The organism is Streptomyces sp. JNUCC 63 (assembly GCF_054366325.1).
On record NZ_CM135963.1, the window covers coordinates 490,661 to 506,964 of the forward strand.

12 protein-coding genes and 1 pseudogene are annotated in these 16,304 nt (G+C 68.7%); 7 read left to right on the forward strand and 6 right to left on the reverse strand.

Going from position 1 to position 16,304, the window contains the following annotated elements; translation table 11 throughout:
• Positions 1–98: 98 nt before the first annotated feature.
• The 3 genes from surE to ACX25U_RS02325 all read right to left on the reverse strand — a co-directional run bounded on the left by surE (position 99) and on the right by ACX25U_RS02325 (position 3,865).
• The gene (surE, locus tag ACX25U_RS02315) at positions 99–1,091 is read right to left on the reverse strand and encodes a 5'/3'-nucleotidase SurE (RefSeq protein WP_454388570.1); all 993 of its coding nucleotides are present in this window, start codon (positions 1,089–1,091) and stop codon (positions 99–101) included.
• Positions 1,092–1,954: 863 nt separating this feature from the next.
• Complete coding sequence (locus tag ACX25U_RS02320; protein WP_454388572.1) at positions 1,955–2,941, reverse strand: NAD(P)H-dependent flavin oxidoreductase; 987 nt, start codon at positions 2,939–2,941, stop codon at positions 1,955–1,957.
• A gap of 9 nt (positions 2,942–2,950) precedes the next feature.
• A complete protein-coding gene (locus tag ACX25U_RS02325) occupies positions 2,951–3,865 on the reverse strand; it encodes an acyl-CoA thioesterase (protein WP_454388574.1) in 915 nt (304 codons plus the stop codon).
• Between the two features lie 89 nt (positions 3,866–3,954).
• On the opposite strand from ACX25U_RS02325, the gene ACX25U_RS02330 reads away from it, so the two are divergent.
• The 7 genes and pseudogenes from ACX25U_RS02330 to ACX25U_RS02360 all read left to right on the forward strand — a co-directional run bounded on the left by ACX25U_RS02330 (position 3,955) and on the right by ACX25U_RS02360 (position 13,068).
• Positions 3,955–4,269, forward strand: coding sequence for a hypothetical protein (locus tag ACX25U_RS02330; protein WP_454388576.1), 315 nt, complete (start codon positions 3,955–3,957; stop codon positions 4,267–4,269).
• A 53-nt stretch (positions 4,270–4,322) separates the two neighbouring features.
• Positions 4,323–5,498: an acetyl-CoA C-acyltransferase gene (locus ACX25U_RS02335; protein ID WP_454388578.1), complete on the forward strand. Its 1,176-nt coding sequence runs from the start codon at positions 4,323–4,325 to the stop codon at positions 5,496–5,498.
• A gap of 53 nt (positions 5,499–5,551) precedes the next feature.
• Positions 5,552–8,806 carry a fused isobutyryl-CoA mutase/GTPase IcmF gene (icmF, locus tag ACX25U_RS02340; protein WP_454388580.1) on the forward strand — a complete coding sequence of 1,085 codons (3,255 nt, stop codon included), beginning with the start codon at positions 5,552–5,554 and terminating at the stop codon, positions 8,804–8,806.
• A gap of 100 nt (positions 8,807–8,906) precedes the next feature.
• On the forward strand, positions 8,907–9,668 hold the full coding sequence (gene fabG, locus ACX25U_RS02345; protein WP_454388582.1) for a 3-oxoacyl-ACP reductase FabG: 762 nt from the start codon (positions 8,907–8,909) through the stop codon (positions 9,666–9,668).
• A 375-nt stretch (positions 9,669–10,043) separates the two neighbouring features.
• Positions 10,044–10,580, forward strand: coding sequence for a MarR family winged helix-turn-helix transcriptional regulator (locus ACX25U_RS02350; protein WP_454388584.1), 537 nt, complete (start codon positions 10,044–10,046; stop codon positions 10,578–10,580).
• A gap of 193 nt (positions 10,581–10,773) precedes the next feature.
• Positions 10,774–11,801, forward strand: a pseudogene (locus ACX25U_RS02355) (LLM class F420-dependent oxidoreductase).
• A 277-nt stretch (positions 11,802–12,078) separates the two neighbouring features.
• The gene (locus ACX25U_RS02360) at positions 12,079–13,068 is read left to right on the forward strand and encodes an MBL fold metallo-hydrolase (RefSeq protein ID WP_454388586.1); all 990 of its coding nucleotides are present in this window, start codon (positions 12,079–12,081) and stop codon (positions 13,066–13,068) included.
• 340 nt (positions 13,069–13,408) lie between these two features.
• Here ACX25U_RS02360 and ACX25U_RS02365 read toward each other — a convergent pair whose 3' ends face one another.
• Genes ACX25U_RS02365 through ACX25U_RS02375 form a run of 3 tightly spaced genes read right to left on the reverse strand, consistent with a single transcriptional unit; the run spans position 13,409 to position 16,247 of the window.
• Complete coding sequence (locus tag ACX25U_RS02365) at positions 13,409–14,065, reverse strand: histidine phosphatase family protein (protein WP_454388588.1); 657 nt, start codon at positions 14,063–14,065, stop codon at positions 13,409–13,411.
• A gap of 30 nt (positions 14,066–14,095) precedes the next feature.
• Positions 14,096–15,613 (reverse strand): pyruvate, phosphate dikinase, encoded by a 1,518-nt coding sequence (locus tag ACX25U_RS02370; RefSeq protein ID WP_454388590.1) that lies wholly within the window; start codon positions 15,611–15,613, stop codon positions 14,096–14,098.
• Between the two features lie 22 nt (positions 15,614–15,635).
• Positions 15,636–16,247, reverse strand: a complete 612-nt coding sequence (locus ACX25U_RS02375) for a hypothetical protein (protein ID WP_454388592.1) — start codon at positions 16,245–16,247, stop codon at positions 15,636–15,638.
• Positions 16,248–16,304 lie beyond the last annotated feature (57 nt).

The window sequence follows — 16,304 nt, forward strand, 5'->3', positions numbered from 1 at the left end:
ACCCAAGCTCGCCGAGGACCCTGGGGCAGTGGTTACGGGCGATTGGGCGAGGAGCCTGGCGAGTGACCGCAAGGCCCCAGCGCGACCTCCCCGGCCCATCAACCGTCGAACCCGCCGAGCAGTCCGGCAATCGCCCCTTGCTTCTCCGCACCGAACCCGGTCTCCAGTGGGGTGACGCTCACGAAGCCATCCTCCAGAGCGGTGGAGTCAGCGTTTCGGACAGTCTCAGCGGGGCAGTCGAACTGCACTCGGCAGAAACCCGGCGTCGAGACGTCATACCAACTGGTGTTCCCCTCTTGGCCAGTGAGGGAGAACTTGCCGAGTCCTCCGAGGACGGCATAGTCGCCGACACGGGTCACCCGGGTACCCTTCACCAGGGAAGCGTCGTGTTGGCCGTTCTCGTCCAGCACCACCGGGTAGGCGATGTTGAGGAAGAGCCCCTCCGGAAGTCCTGCGCCCCGACTGCTGCGCGTCTCGATGTGTCGGATCAGGTTGGTCGTGTACGCGGCCGCATCGGGCATCGCCGCATCGGTCTGCTTGAGATTGCCGTTCCGCCGGAAGTCCTCTGCGTCGTTCTCGACGCTGACCGAGATGGTGGGAATTTTCTGCTTGGCTGCGATCATGGCTGCGCCGATGGTTCCAGAGAGCGACATTGCGTCCGCAATGTTCTGGCCGGGGTTGATACCGGTCAACACAAGGTCAGGCTCCGCCTTCAGGACCGTCAGCGCGAAGAGAACGGAGTCGGCCGGTGTGCCATGGACGGCGTAGGTCGCACCGCGCCCGTCGTCACAGGCCGGTCCCTTCGCCACGACCTTGAGCGTGCCGGATCCGGTCACGCTGCCGCCGCCCCCACTCTGGTTGGACGCCGGAGCGGACACCGTCACGTCATGCCCGGCTTCGCACAGCGCCTTCTGCAATTGCGGCAGGCCGCCGCGGCCGACGCCGTCGTCGTTGCTCAGGAGGATGTGCAGTGGTCCCGCGTCAGGCGGTGCCGTACGACTCTGGCTCGTCGGCGTCTTGGGCACCGCGATCGCGGCCGTAGAGACACCGACAGTCAGCAACATTGCTGCAAGACCTGCGACGATCTTCATGACCCACTTCCTCAGGGAGACGAACGGTTTGGAACGGGATATAACGGGATATTCGGACGAAGGAGTTGCAATCAACTGCGCTGGAGGATCACAAGACCGGCGAGGCCTGAGGGCACGGTCCTCGCCCGCAGGCGTCACCCGGCAAGCGGTGCTGCACTGCCGCCCCGCCAGGCAGCGGCTCGAGAGTGAGCGTGCAAGCGCTCGCGCAGCTCGGCGATCTCCTCCAGCGAGACACCCCAGTCCACCAGTGCCTGATGGGTGTCGGCACCTGGGTGGCGTGGACGCGGTCAGATCCGCTGAGCCGGCCCCTCACTGTCCACTGACTGCGGGGCGTAGTCCATGTCGAACGGCTCGCGCACGAGGACGAACTTCAGGGGGAGCGCGAACGTGACGATGCCCAGGGCAGGGGTGGTGGCCTCGCTCCCGGGCAGGGGTCATGCACACCAGGACGACCAGCGCAGCGCCGATCTCGGCGACCTGGCTGCGGCGCCGCAACCCGGCTGGGGCGCCCAGGGCACTGTGCCCGTCGTCCTGAGCCGCAGGCCGGTCACAGTACGGCTCTCGTCGCCAAGGGCTCGGTCGACGGGACCGGATGATGAAGCCGTCCCACATCCGAGGTAGCCACCGCCACAGCGTGGTGGAGCAGGCCGTGCGTGGTATGCGTGTCCGTTCCAGGGGCGGCACGCGCCGGTCGGGGGCGGACAGGACAGTGACGGACTTCTGGACGAGCTCCTGCAAAGTCGCAAACGCTCGTCCGGCCGCGTGCGTGGTGCCGACCGGGGCCGACACATCCCGGACACGACCGTCGAGACGTGAGTTCAGTCGGCAGTCGGGCCCGCCGGCAGCGTCACCACGCTGCATCCTCACTGCCGGTCGACAAGCTGGCTCAGGAGTCGCTCGCGGATGATCTGTTCGGCATCGCTCACGATGGTACCGACCACTTCGCGACAGCTGGCGACCTCGTGGATGAGACCCTGCGTCTGTCCGGCCCACCACATGCCGCCCTCGACATTGCCCTGCACGAGCACCTGCTCGCGGCCGCGAGCTCCGGACGCGAGGTGGGCGATGTCCTCGAACGTAGTGCCTTCACGGGCCGAGATCTCAAGGATCTCCTCCGACACCGAGTTCCGGGCGACGCGGGCAGAGTTCCGGAACTTGCGGAAAACGACGACGGTGTCACGCTCGGTGTTGGCGACGATCTGCTCCTTGACCGCCTGGTGCACCGGCGCCTCTGTCGTGGCCACGAAGCGGGTGCCCATGTTGATCGCGTCGGCGCCCAGCGCCAGTGCCGCGACGAGGCCGGCACCGTTGGCGAGACCACCTGACGCGATGACCGGGATCTCCAGCTCACGGGCCGCGGCCGGGATCAGCACCAGGCCCGGCACATCGTCCTCCCCGGGGTGACCGGCGCACTCGAAGCCGTCGATGCTCACCGCGTCGACTCCCAACGCCTGGGCCTTGAGCGCGTGCCGGACGGCGACGGCCTTGTGGATGACTTTCACCCCCGCCTCCTTGAACGCCGGCAGGTGCTGTGCCGGATTGGCACCCGCGGTCTCCACGACCTTGACGCCGCTGTCGATGATGGCGTCGCGGTACTCGTCGTAGGGCACCGGCTCGATGGTCGGCAGGATGGTGAGGTTGACACCGAACGGCTTGTCAGTCAGGTCCCGGCATCGGGCGATCTCCTTGACCAGCGCCTCGGGCGTCGGCTGGGTGAGGGCGCTGAGGAAGCCGAGCGCACCCGCCTCGGCCACCGCGCCGATCAGCTCCGCCTTACCCACGGCGGTCATTCCGCCGCACACGATCGGGTGCTCGACGCCGAAGGCCTCGGTGAAGCGATTGCTGAACATCAGGTCTCCTCAACTGGTTACGGTCTGGTCGGGTGCTCGCAGCCTCGGGCCCGCCCAGTCGCGTGGATCGTGAGGGCTCAGGTAGCCCTCCTGGTTGACGGTGGCGACCAGATCGCCGGCGCGGGTGAACAAGCGACCCGAGGCCAGGCCGCGGCGCGCGGCTTCCCCGACCACCCGCCTGTCGTAGAGATGCCACTCAGCGATGTCTGGCGTGCGGTGGAACCACATCGCGTGGTCGAGGGAGGCGACCGACCCCGGGCCCAGCGTCGTTGTCCGACGCGCCACCAGCACCGGCTCGAGCAGGATCATGTCACTGGCGTAGGTAAGCAGGCACGTGTGCAGAAGGGCGTCGTCGGGCACAGGTCCGTCGGCACGCAGCCAGAGTCTGCTCACCGGGTCGATGACTGCAGGGTCGTCGAGCTCGTCGAGGGCTGCGCGCGGTGGCGGATCCAGCGGTCGCATGTCGAAGGGACGCTCGCGCACCCACCAGCCGTCGAGCTCCGCAGCGTACGCCGTGAGGCGAGCGGCCACGTCCGGCAGTTCGTCGGGATCATCCACCACAGGCGCTTCCCAGCGCGAAGCGACTGCCTCGCGGGGCTCGGCGAAGGAACACGTGATGTCGCAGATCACCTCGCCATCCTGGATCGCGGAGACGCGGCGTACAGACAGCGAGCCGCCGTCACGAAGCCGGGAGACGTCGTAGACAATCAACGTCCGGCAGTGCCCGGGGCGGATGAAGTAGGCGTGCAGGCTGTGCGGAAGTCTCCCGTCAGGGACGGTACGTCCCGCCGCGCGCAGCCCCTGGGCCAGCACCTGGCCACCGAAGACCCGGGGCGGCCGGGCCTCGGGCTGTGCACCCCGGAAGAGACCGGCGTCGAGCCGCTCGACCTCGAGCAGCTCGACCACCTCCGCCAGGTCGGTCACCGGGCCGTGGGGAGCGTGAACATCAGCGTCATATTAACTAGAGTACTAGATAGTCTAGTGGACGACAATAGTGCAGAGTCTGCGCGACCATGGCCGAGGCGAATCTCGCGCTCTTCGAGTACATCGACGGCTGCCACAACCCCCGCCGCACCCAGAAGCGGCTCGGCCACCTCGAGCCCATCGAGTTCGAGGAGAAGCACCACGCCGACCAGGCAGCGGCCAAACAAGCGAACCTGAAACCACGTCAATCCGTCCTGATCGGCCAGTCAGCCCCTCCCGCACACCAGGGAAACCTCACAGCCGGCCCACCCTCCCCACCCACCGAAGAAGGCGGGCAACGACGAAGATCCGGAGCCGAGGAGACTCACACGCCGACCCCCTTCCCCCAAGAGGCATTAGCTTGATACTAGATTATTTATTGCTCTAGTATTTTTCTACTCCTCCAGGGAGGTCTTCCGTGTCTGACTCTGTGATCGTGGCCGGCCGGCGCACCCCGATCGGGAAGCTGTCCGGCGCCCTGGCCGCGGTTTCGGCCCCCGAACTCGGAGGGGCGGCCATCCAGGCCGCGCTCGAGGATGCGGACATCCCCGGTGCGGACGTCGATGCGGTGATCATGGGTACGGTGGTACAGGCGGGGATGGGCCCGAATCCCGCGAGGCTGGCGGCGGCCCGCGCCGGAATCCCCATGTCGGTCCCGGCAAGCACGGTGAACAAGCTGTGCCTGTCGGGCCTGCATGCCATCGCCCTCGCCGACGCGCTGATCAAAGCCGGCCACCACGAGGTGGTCGTGGCGGGTGGCATGGAATCGATGACCAACGCCCCGCACTTGCTGGAGAGTTCACGCCGCGGCTGGAAGTACGGCAGCGTCAGGGTGTCCGACTCCCTCGAGCGGGACGCGCTCATCTGCGGTTTCGACAATGTGCCGATGGGGGCGGCCACCGAGCGCTACCAGGCGCCCTTCGGCATCACCAGGTCCGAGCAGGACGAGTTCTCCGCGCTGTCGCACCGCCGCGCCGCGACGGCCCGCGCGGCGGGCCTGTTCGCCGAGGAGATCACCGCGGTCAGGATCGGTGGCGCCGAGGTGACCGAGGACGAGGGGATCCGCCCCGACACCATGCCCGAGACCTTGGGGCGTCTGCGTCCAGCCTTCGGCAGCGAAGGCACGATAACGGCCGGCAGTTCGTCCCAGCTCTCGGACGGTGCCGCCGCCGTCGTGGTGGTGTCCCGGGAACGTGCGGAGCGCGAGGGGTGGCCGATTCTCGCAGAGATCGGCGCTTACGGCTCCGTCGCCGGCCCGGATCCGTCGCTGGTCACTCAGCCTGCGCGGGCGATCCGGGATGCCCTGCGCCGCGACGGGCGGACCAAGGTCGGCGACCTGGACCTTCTGGAGATCAATGAGGCGTTCGCCGGAGTCGCACTGTGCTCGATGCGGGAACTGGACGTTCCGGTCGAGCGGGTGAACGTGAACGGCGGTGCGATCGCGCTGGGGCACCCGGTGGGCATGTCGGGGACTCGTGTCGTCCTCACGCTGGCGCGAGAACTACGGCGGCGCGGTGGCGGGACAGGTGCCGCGGCGCTGTGTGGCGGCGGTGGGCAGGGGGACGCCCTGCTGCTCCGCGTGGCCGGGTCCTGACCCTGCCGCAATCCCCGAGAGTCCCACTTTCTCCATTGCCTTGAGGGAGCATCATGTCCACTTCGCCCGTCAGCGTTCCCGCTGTTCATACCCCTTCTGGCCCGGTTCGGTTCGTCACGGCCTCAAGCCTGTTCGACGGGCACGACGCGTCGATCAACATCATGCGACGGATCCTGCAGGCGCAGGGGGCCGAGGTGATCCACCTCGGGCACAACCGCTCGGTGGCCGAGGTGGTGGACGCGGCGCTGGAGGAGGACGTGCAGGGCGTGGCCGTCTCCTCCTACCAGGGCGGGCACATCGAGTACTTCGAGTACCTGGTTCAGCTGCTGCGCGAGCGCGGCGCCGGGCACGTGAAGGTGTTCGGCGGCGGGGGCGGGGTCATCGTTCCCGAGGAGATCGCCCGGTTGGCGCGTGCCGGGGTGCGGATCTTCTCCCCGGAGGACGGCCAGCGGCTCGGCCTCGCCGGAATGATCAACTCCATGGTCGAGGCGTGCGACACCGACCTGTGGAAGCAGGAACCGGCCGAGCTCGCGGGCGTCCTGGCCGGTGAGCGGTCGGCGCTCGCGCGGCTGCTCACCGGTCTGGAGGCACGGGCGGTTCCGGGGGAGGACCTGCGGGCGCTGCGCGGGGCCGCCCTCGCACGCCCGGTGCCGGTGCTGGGGATCACCGGCACCGGCGGGTCGGGCAAGTCCTCGCTGACCGACGAGCTGGTCCGCCGACTGCGCACCGATCAGCAGGACAAGCTGAGGGTGGCGGTCCTGGCCGTGGATCCCACCCGGCGGCGCGGCGGCGGGGCGCTGCTGGGCGACCGGATCCGGATGAACTCCCTGGACGGCGACCGGATCTTCTTCCGTTCGCTGGCCACGCGCGGCAGCCACGAGCTGCCCGAGGGTCTTCCGGATGTGATCGCCGCCTGCAAGGCGGCCGGGTACGACCTGGTGATCGTGGAGACCCCGGGCATCGGGCAGGGGGATGCGGCCATCGTGCCGTACGTCGATGTCTCGCTGTACGTGATGACGCCCGAGTTCGGCGCTGCCTCGCAGCTGGAGAAGATCGACATGCTCGACTTCGCCGACGTGGTGGCGATCAACAAGTTCGAGCGGCGCGGCGCGAAGGACGCGCTTCGCGACGTCGGCCGCCAACTGATACGCAACCGGGAGGCGTTCGGGCAGCGGCCGGAGGACATGCCGGTGTTCGGCACCAGCGCGGCGACCTTCAACGACGACGGCGTCACCGCCCTCTACCAGCATCTGCGCGAGCTGCTCGCCGAGCGCGGTCTGCCGCTGCGGCCCGGCGCCCTGCCCGAGGTGGCGGTGCGGCACTCCAGTGGCGCCGCCCAGATCGTGCCCCCCGCGCGGGTGCGCTACCTGGCCGAGATCACCGAGACCGTGCGCGGCTACCACGCCGAGACCACCACCCAGGCGGAGGCGGCCCGGCGGGTCCAGGCCCTGGCGGCGGTCAGGGAGGAGCTGGCGGCCGCGGAAGCCGACACCGCCGACGTCGACCGTCTCCTGGCCGACGCCCGGGACCGGCTCACGCCCGCCTCCCGCCGGCTGCTCGAAGACTGGCCGGACACCGTGCGGGCCTACTCCGGGGACGAGCTGGTGGTCACCGTCCGGGACCGGGAACTGCGCACCGCGCTGACCCGGGAGTCGCTGTCGGGCAACCGCATCCCCCGGGTCGCCCTGCCCCGCTACGCCGACCACGGCGAGCTGCTGCGCTTCCTGCGGGCCGAGAACCTGCCCGGGTACTTCCCCTTCACCGCCGGGGTGTTCCCGTTCAAGCGGGAGGGCGAGGACCCGGCGCGGATGTTCGCCGGCGAGGGCGACCCGCAGCGCACCAACCGCCGCTTCCACTACCTGTCCAAGGACAGCGAGGCGACCCGGCTGTCCACCGCCTTCGACTCGGTCACCCTCTACGGCCGCGACCCCGACGAGCGGCCCGACATCTACGGCAAGGTCGGCACCTCAGGCGTGTCGGTGGCCACGCTTGAGGACATGAAGGCGCTCTACGCCGGCTTCGACCTCACCTCGCCCACCACCTCGGTCTCCATGACCATCAACGGTCCGGCCCCGACCATCCTGGCCTTCTTCCTCAACACCGCCGTCGACCAGCAGTTGGAGACCTTCCACGCCGAGCACGGCCGCGAGCCCTCCGACGAGGAGGCAGCCGTCATCCGGGCCCGTACCCTGGCCTCGGTGCGAGGTACCGTGCAGGCGGACATCCTCAAGGAGGACCAGGGCCAGAACACCTGCCTGTTCTCCACCGAGTTCTCCCTGCGGATGATGGCCGACATCCAGGAGTGGTTCATCGAGCAGGGCGTGCGGAACTTCTACTCGGTGTCCATCTCCGGCTACCACATCGCCGAGGCCGGCGCGAACCCGATCAGCCAGCTGGCCTTCACCCTGGCCAACGGGTTCACCTACGTCGAGGCCTACCTCGCCCGCGGCATGGACATCGACGACTTCGCGCCCAACCTGTCGTTCTTCTTCTCCAACGGCATGGACCCCGAATACTCCGTCCTGGGCCGGGTCGCCCGCCGCATCTGGGCCGTCGCCATGCGGGACCGCTACGGGGCGAACGAGCGCAGCCAGAAGCTGAAGTACCACGTCCAGACCTCCGGCCGCTCCCTGCACGCGCAGGAGATGGACTTCAACGACATCCGCACCACCCTGCAGGCGCTCATCGCCATCTACGACAACGCCAACTCGCTGCACACCAACGCCTACGACGAGGCGGTCACCACCCCCACCGAGGACTCCGTGCGCCGGGCCCTGGCCATCCAGCTCATCATCAACCGCGAGTGGGGCCTGGCGATGAACGAGAACCCCCTCCAGGGATCGTTCATCATCGACGAACTCACCGACCTGGTGGAAGAAGCGGTCCTGACCGAGTTCGAGCGGATCAGCGAGCGCGGCGGCGTCCTCGGCGCCATGGAGACCGGCTACCAGCGCGGCCGCATCCAGGACGAGTCCATGCTCTACGAGCAGCGCAAGCACGACGGCAGCCTGCCGATCATCGGCGTCAACACCTTCCGCAACCCCCACGTCGAGGACAGCGGCGGCCAACCGGTCGTCGAGCTGGCCCGTGCCACCGCAGAGGAGAAGCAGTCCCAGCTCACCCGAGTCCGCGACTTCCAGGTCCGCCACCGCGACCAGGCCCAGGCCGCTCTCACTGCCCTCAAGGACGGCGCCACCAGCGGCCGCAACGTCTTCGCCGTCCTCATGGAGGCCGCCCGGGTCTGCTCCCTGCAGCAGATCACCGAGGCCTTCTTCGAGGTCGGCGGCCAGTACCGCCGCAACGTGTGATCCCGCTCGGTGCACCGGACATGCTCTTCCCGCCCCCGCGGAGAACGCACCCGGTTCGCCTGAACATCAGCCAGACACCGCACAACCCCAAGGAGTCGGAGTGAACACAGAGAACATCCGCACCGCCATCGTCACGGGCGGAGCACGCGGCATCGGTGCCGCCGTCGCCAAGCGGCTGAGTCATGACGGTTTCGCCGTCGCGGTTCTCGACCTGGACGAAGCCGCCTGCAAGCCGATCGTGCAGGAGATCGAGTCGGCCGGAGGAAAGGCGCTCGCGGTCGGCGTCGACGTGTCCGACGAGCAGGGTGTCCAGACCGCAGTGGCACGCGTGGCCGACGAACTCGGCGCACCGACCGTGCTGGTGAACAATGCCGGCGTCACCCGCGACAACCTGTTGTTCAAGATGACCGCCGACGACTGGGACGCGGTGATGAACGTCCATCTGCGCGGCTCGTTCCTGATGAGCCGCGCCACCCAGAAGTACATGACCGAGGCGAAGTGGGGGCGGATCGTCAACCTCTCCAGCATCTCCGCTCTGGGCAACCGCGGTCAGGCCAACTACAGCGCTGCGAAGGCCGGCCTGCAGGGCTTCACCAAGACGCTCGCGATCGAGCTGGGGAAGTTCGGTGTCACCGTCAATGCGGTCGCGCCGGGCTTCATCGCCACCGAGATGACCGCGGCCACCGCCGAACGGCTCGGTGTGCCCTTCGAGGAGTTCATGGCCGCTGCCGCCGCGCAGTCCGCGGTCGCCAGGGTGGGGCAGCCCCAGGACATCGCAGCCGTCGTCTCCTTCTTCGTCCGCGAGGAGGCTTCCTTCGTCTCCGGCCAGGTCATCTATGCTGCCGGAGGACCCCAAGTGTGACGCGCGGACGCGGACCGGCGTCTTCGTGGCCGGCGCAGGGGGCTGCCGTACGTCGGCCCCGGGAAAACGGCCCCTCTGCGCCACCGGCTGGCATCTGTCCCAGCACATCCGCGGTCCATCGCTGCCCTCCTCGCCCTGCTCGGAAGCGGTCCCCACCAGGCACCGGCGGCCTCATGGGGCATGACGAAGGTCGGAAGCCCTCTTCCCGAAAGCGGTAACCAGCCCGGACCTGGTGCGGTAAGCTGAGTCGGTTACTCCAGCAATCTATAATTGATTCATCCGCTTAATCCAGTCCGAGGAGCCCACGGAAACGGTTCCCCTCACCACGGGGTCCGGACCCGCACCCTCGGCGGACGGGGCGAGAAGGGAGACAGAATGGCTGCCCGCCGCACGGCGTCTCCGACTCCGGACACGATCACCGATCCGGTCGACTGGGCCCAGCACTACTGGCGAGAGCAGAGACTCGACGGAGATGAGCAACATTTCCTCGCCATGTCCTCGCTGCTGCGCTACCAGCGGATCATGGTCGACCTGGTCGAGGGGAAGCTCCGGGAACACGGTCTCAACATGACCGACTACCTCCTCCTGATGACACTTCAACTCAGCGAGGCCGGAACCCGGCTCATCAGCAGCCTGGCCCGCAACCTCATGGTGCACGCCACAACCGCCACCCTGGCCACGGACCGCCTCGAGGCGAAGAAGCTTCTCTACCGCAGTCCGCACCCCACGGACCGCCGCGCAACATGCGTGACGATCACCGATGCCGGACGGACCCTGGTCCACGAGGCCACGGTCGCGCTGGACGCAGTCGAATTCGGGCTGCCGGGGAGCACCCAGGCCGACTTGAAGGCGCTCATGGGCGTGTTGTCCGTCCTTCGCACCGCCGCCGGGGACACGGGCCGGCCACGCTGACCGTCGAATCTCCGGCCGGCACCCTTTGACGATAGTCTAGTAGGCGACTATATTGACACTGTCAAAACGCTGAGCTGTGCAAGCCCGACGAGAAGAAGAACCAAGAGGCCCCGCACAGAAAGCCGCAGCCCGCCGCGGATGTGCGCGCACAGCAGAGCGTGATCTGCGCCCTGGCCGAGGAGCACACTTCCCCGTGCAGCTCAGCATGCCTCTGCAGTATGCTGGTGACCCGCAGACGATCATCGCCGAGGCGGTCGCCCTGGAGAAGGCGGGGCTCGATGCCGTCCAGGTCGCCGAGGCGTACGGTTTCGACTCACCAACCCTCCTGGGCCACCTGGCCGCACGCACCGAGCGCCTGCAGATCGGCGCCGGCATCCTCAACGTGTATTCACGCACACCCGCACTGCTCGCGCAGACCGCCGCGGGTCTGGACGCCGTCTCCGGCGGCCGCGCCCTGCTCGGCCTGGGCACATCCGGCCCGCAGGTGATCGAGGGCTGGCACGGCATGCCGTACGACCGGCCGCTCGCCCGTACCCGTGACGTCGTGGAGATCTGCCGCCGGGCATGGCGGCGCGAGGTCGTCGACCACACCGGGAAGACCGTACGCGTACCGCTGGCGCCGGGCTTGGGCACGAGACTCGGGAAACACTGAAGATACTCACCCGACCGGTACGTGAGTCCGTCCCCGTCTACTTGGCAGCGCTGGGAGAGAAGAACGTCGAACCGGCCGCCGAGTTGGCCGGGGGCTGGCTGCCGCTGTTCTTCCCTCCCGAATGCGCCAAGGAGACCTGGGGCGCGGCGATCGCCGAGGGCAGGAAACGACGCCCGGCCGAACTGGGCGAATTGCAGATCGTGGCCGGTGACACCCTCGCGATCGGTGAGGACCGGGAGGCGCTGCGCGACCTCACTCGTCCCCAACTCGCCCTGTATATGGGCGGGATGGGCAGCAAGGGCAAGAACTTCTACAACGACTTGGTCAGCCGGTGCGGTTTCGGAAAAGAGGCCCGGCTCATCCAGGACCTGTACCTTTCCGGCCGGAAGAAGGAAGCCGAAGCGGCCGTCCCGGACGAGTCGATCGACCTGACCAACCTGGTCGGACCCGAAGGTTTCGTACGCGAACGTGTCGCCGCCTACCGTGAGGCCGGGGTGACGATGCTCAACGTCGCCCCGATCGGGTCCGATCCGGCCGCGCTGATCGAGAAGGTCAGGAGCTGGCTGTAAGCCGTCATACGGCCCGGCCCGTAACTGCTTCGTCGCCCCGATGGGAAACTGAGGCGGTGTTCCGACGGAGGCAGGCGGGACGGGTGTCCAGGCCGGCGCGGTCGGCGGTGTTCCCGCAGGGCACGTCACACAAGGCCGACCAGCCGTGTGTTCGTCCCATCCGCGCCTGACCGTGGCGCCGCCGCTGTGCGTCGCGGATACGAGGCAGAGGAGTGGATGCATGCAGGTGACCGGAATCGCACAGCGAAATGCGTGGCGGGCCCACACAGATCCCCCTGTGGAGCAGGTGCGCCCGGGTCTGTGGTCCGTACCGGTACCGATCCCGGACAACCCGCTGCGCTATACCCTGTGCTACCTGTTCACCGGTGATGCCGGCCTGCTGGTTGTCGACCCGGGCTGGGACACCGATGCCGGATGGGCGGCGCTGGAGCAAGGACTGAAAGCAGCGGGTGCCGCCCCCGGGGATGTCACCGGGATCCTGGCGACGCACGTCCATCCCGACCACCACGGCCTGAGCGCGCGGTTGCGCGAGGCCTCGGGCGCCTGGGTGGCCATGCATCCGGCCGAGCGCGACTCACTTCCCTCGCGGGTGTGGCACGCGGAGGAGGCCGACGGCACTGACCACTCATGGCTCTTGGAGGTGGGCGTACCGGCCGACGCAGTCGCGGAACTGGTCAGAGACGCCGAGGGCATGGTTCCGTTCATGGACATGCCGGAGCCGGACCTGCTGATCGAGGACGGCGACACCGTCCCGCTGCCGGGGCGGCGGCTGACCGCTGTGTGGACGCCCGGGCACACCCCTGGCCACCTGTGCCTGTACGAGCGGGACGAGGACGTCCTGCTCACCGGTGACCACGTGCTGCCCCGCATCAGTCCGAACATCGGCCTGCACCCGTTCAGCCCCGAGCCCCCGCTGGGCATCTACCTGGAGTCGTTGGAGCGAACGGCGGGCTATGGCTCGGCCGAGGCTCTGCCCGCCCACGAGTACCGGTTCCGCGGTCTGGCTTCCCGGGCCGGAGCCCTGCGCTCCCATCATGAGGACCGCTGCACGGAGATCCTCACCGTTGTGGGAGCGCTCGGCACTGCGACCACCTGGCAGGTGGCGGAGCGGCTCACCTGGTCCCGCGGTTGGGAAGCCGTCCACGGCATGATGCGCCGTGCGGCACTGGCCGAGACCCTTGCCCACCTGGCCCTGCTGGTCGAGCGCGGCCGGCTGGCCCGGAAGCACGCCGGGGACGGAACCGGTGTGCTGTACATGGGTGCGTGACCACGCCGAGCACTGCTCTGCGGCCTCCTTGCGCCCGAAAGGGGCCCGATGGCGCCTCGCCCTGCAGCTGACGGCCGGTCAACCGTCGCACGCATGCACCGCGGGGCGCCTCATTCCTTCCGGGCCCTTCCCCGGAGGGACGGGATGGGCCGTCTTCACCAGCGGCCTGGGGCCGAAGGGGGAAGTGCTGCGGCACTGTCCACTCGTGAACCCCGAGCCCTGTCGACTGCCGCCGACCGGGCTCGGGGTCAGTTCCCGATCTCGATCACCATCGTGGGACACACCTCGGGTGCGATGCCGACGCAGTTTGCGGAGCCGCGGCAGCGGTCCGCGTTCACGGTCACGCGCATGTCGGAGCCTTGTCTCCATGGGGCGAGGCGGTGCCCACTGTACGGGCGGCCGCCGGGAGACCGCGCAGATGCGCGGTCTCGTTGACGCTGACGAGCCCGCGCTTGCCCGGGCCTCCCGCGATGACCCGGCTGATCCCGGTGTACTCGGGGGCGTGGAACGAAAGCCGGTCCAGTCCGATGATCGTTCCCAGGAACACGTTGGTGACGCCGCCGTGGGAGACGACCACGACACGCTGACCGCGATGCCGCTCGATAATCCGGTCCATGGCCTCGAGGACCTCGGCGCGAAAGGTGGCCGCGTCAGTGCCCCAAGCGCTCAGGTCACCCCGTAGGAATGCGCGATAACGGGGATCATCGGCTGCCTTGAGGTCCTCGAAGTGCAGATACTCCGGGGCGTGCCGGTCGAACTCCGACAGGCCCTCGTCGACCATCGGTGCGAGTCCCAGTGCCTCGCCGATGTGGTCGGCGGTCTGCCTGGCCCGCACCAGCGGGGAGCAGTACAGCGCCTGGTACGGGGCCTCTTCCCGCAGATGGCGGGCGACCCGGATGGCCTGCTCGTGCCCACGGTCGCTCAACCAGGGGTCCGCCCGGTCGGTACCCTCCAGACCCCGCTGGGGCTCCCCGTGGCGCACGATGGTCAGCTCCATCTCAGGTCCTCCTCACGTGGTCGTCGGTCGTCATGAGGTCAGCAGCACCGCGCCCGGCTGGGCAGCGGCTTCCTCGGCGATCACCTGACGGGCGGCAGCGACGATCTCCGCGGGCGTCCCCTCCGCGTGCGGCGCTCGCGCGCGTGCCCAGCCTGCGACGGTGGCGAGCGCGGGATTGTCCGACTCCGAACACGGTGCGAGTGCCAGGGCGCCCTCGAACACCTCACCCGTGGAACCGTCGACGGTGACCTCACGGCCGACCAGGGCCTTCAGCGTTCCGCTCCCGCAGCCGACGACGCACGGTACGCCGAGCTCCCGGCTCACCACCGCCGCGTGCGAGGTGGAACCGCCGATCTCGGTGAGGATGGCCGAGGAAACGATCATGCCGGAGACGTCGTCGGGGTCGGTCGTGGGCCGGGCCAGGACGACGTCCACACCCGAATCCGCCAGGTCCTCCGCCTCTTCCACGTCGAGCACGACCCGTCCGACACCCACTCCCGGACACGCCGGCTCACCACGCGCCAGGAGGGGTGCGGATGCCTTCGCCTCCGGGGAGACTCGAGGTTTGCCTACCGCGGTCACCTGCTCCGGGGTCACCGTGCACAGCGCCTCGTCGGTGGTCAGCACGCCGTCGGCGTGCAGGGCGACGGCGAGTCGGACGGCTGCGTCGGGCGAACGCTTGGCCGCCCGGCTCTGCAGCAGCCACAAGCGTCCCGACTCGACGGTGAACTCGATGTCCTGTACGTCCTTGCCGGTCGCTTCGAGGCGAGCGGCCGCGTCCAGCAGGGCGCGGTGGACGTCCGGCAGCTGCTCGGCGAGCGCGGCGAGCGGCAGCGGGTCGTACCGGCCCGACACCACGTCCTCGCCCTGGCCGCGGGGCAACCACTCACCGTAGGGAACCGGTTCTCCGGTCAGCGGGTTGCGGCTGAACAGGACCCCGGTACCGGAGGTCTCATCGAGGTTCCCGAACACCATCGCCTGCACGGTCACCGAGGTGCCGCCGTCGTCGGAGATGTCGTGGTGCTTGCGGTAGGTGACCGCTCGCGGTGACATCCAGGACCGGAACACGGCTCCGATCGCAGCGTTGAGCTGCTCCCACGGGTCGGTCGGGGCGCTCGTCCCGACGACGCGTTCGAACTGCTCGCCGAACCGGCGGTGGGTGTCCGCCGCGTAGGCCGCGTCGCCCGTGAGCGCGCACAGCGCCCGCTCCACCTCGGCGTTGATGCCCAGGTTGAGGACCGTGTCCATCATCCCCGGCATGCTCCGCGCGGCACCGGACCGGACCGAGACGAGCAGCGGCCGCTCCGTTCCGCCGAACCGGCGTCCGGTGCGCTCCTCCATGGACCGCACGGCATCGCGGACCATGGCTGTGATCTCCGCGTCCAGCTCGCCACCCGCGGCGTAGAAGCGCCTGCAGACGTCCGTCGTCAGGACGAATGCGGGGGGCACCCGCAGCCCGAGCGCGTGCATCCGGTTCAAACTGTGGGCCTTGCCGCCGACCAGTTCACGGTCGAGGTCGTCGTGCTCGCCCATCCACAACAGACTCATCGTCGACACTCCGTTCTGCGCATCAGACCGCGCGCCCGGCCGCGGCCTCGTCGGCGCGGCTCAGTCCGAGCAACCCGATGAGTTCCTCGTGCAGTTCGAACCACACGGTGTGGTAGCTGTCGGTGATCGGTCGCGCGACAAACGAATGGTCGCCACGCTGCACCTGATCGATGGCATGCCCGAAGCGCCCCTGGTAGGACGCCAGCCGGGGGGCTGCTGCCGCGATGCGTGCGAGCAGCGGCGCGAACCCCTCGTGCAGTGCGACGAGCCGCTTGATGACGCCCTGGTCGTACGCACTGTCGGTGTGGTCGTTCGGCGTCTCGCCGTCCTTCATCTGCCAGGCCGTGATGATCGCCTTCAGCTCACTGTTGAAGTCGTCGAATTCGTGATAGGCCTGCTGCAGGGCGGCCTGGGCGATCGTGCCCCTCTCCTCGGAGAGGAGCTCGGCGAGCCGCTCCCGGCCCTCTGGGGTGATCCGGACCGATGTGCCGGCCTGCTTGACCCGACCGGCGTCCAGCAGGGCGTCGATCCGGGTCTGAGCCTCCGCAACCGGGATGGCTCCGTAAGCGGCCACCGTATCGGCGTTGATCCGCCCCTTGAGCCGCGCCGCCTGAAGCACGAGCAGTTCAGCCATGCGCCTGCCTCCCGCCTTTACTCTAGATCGCAATGTTTGATGGCTAGAGTATTGTCG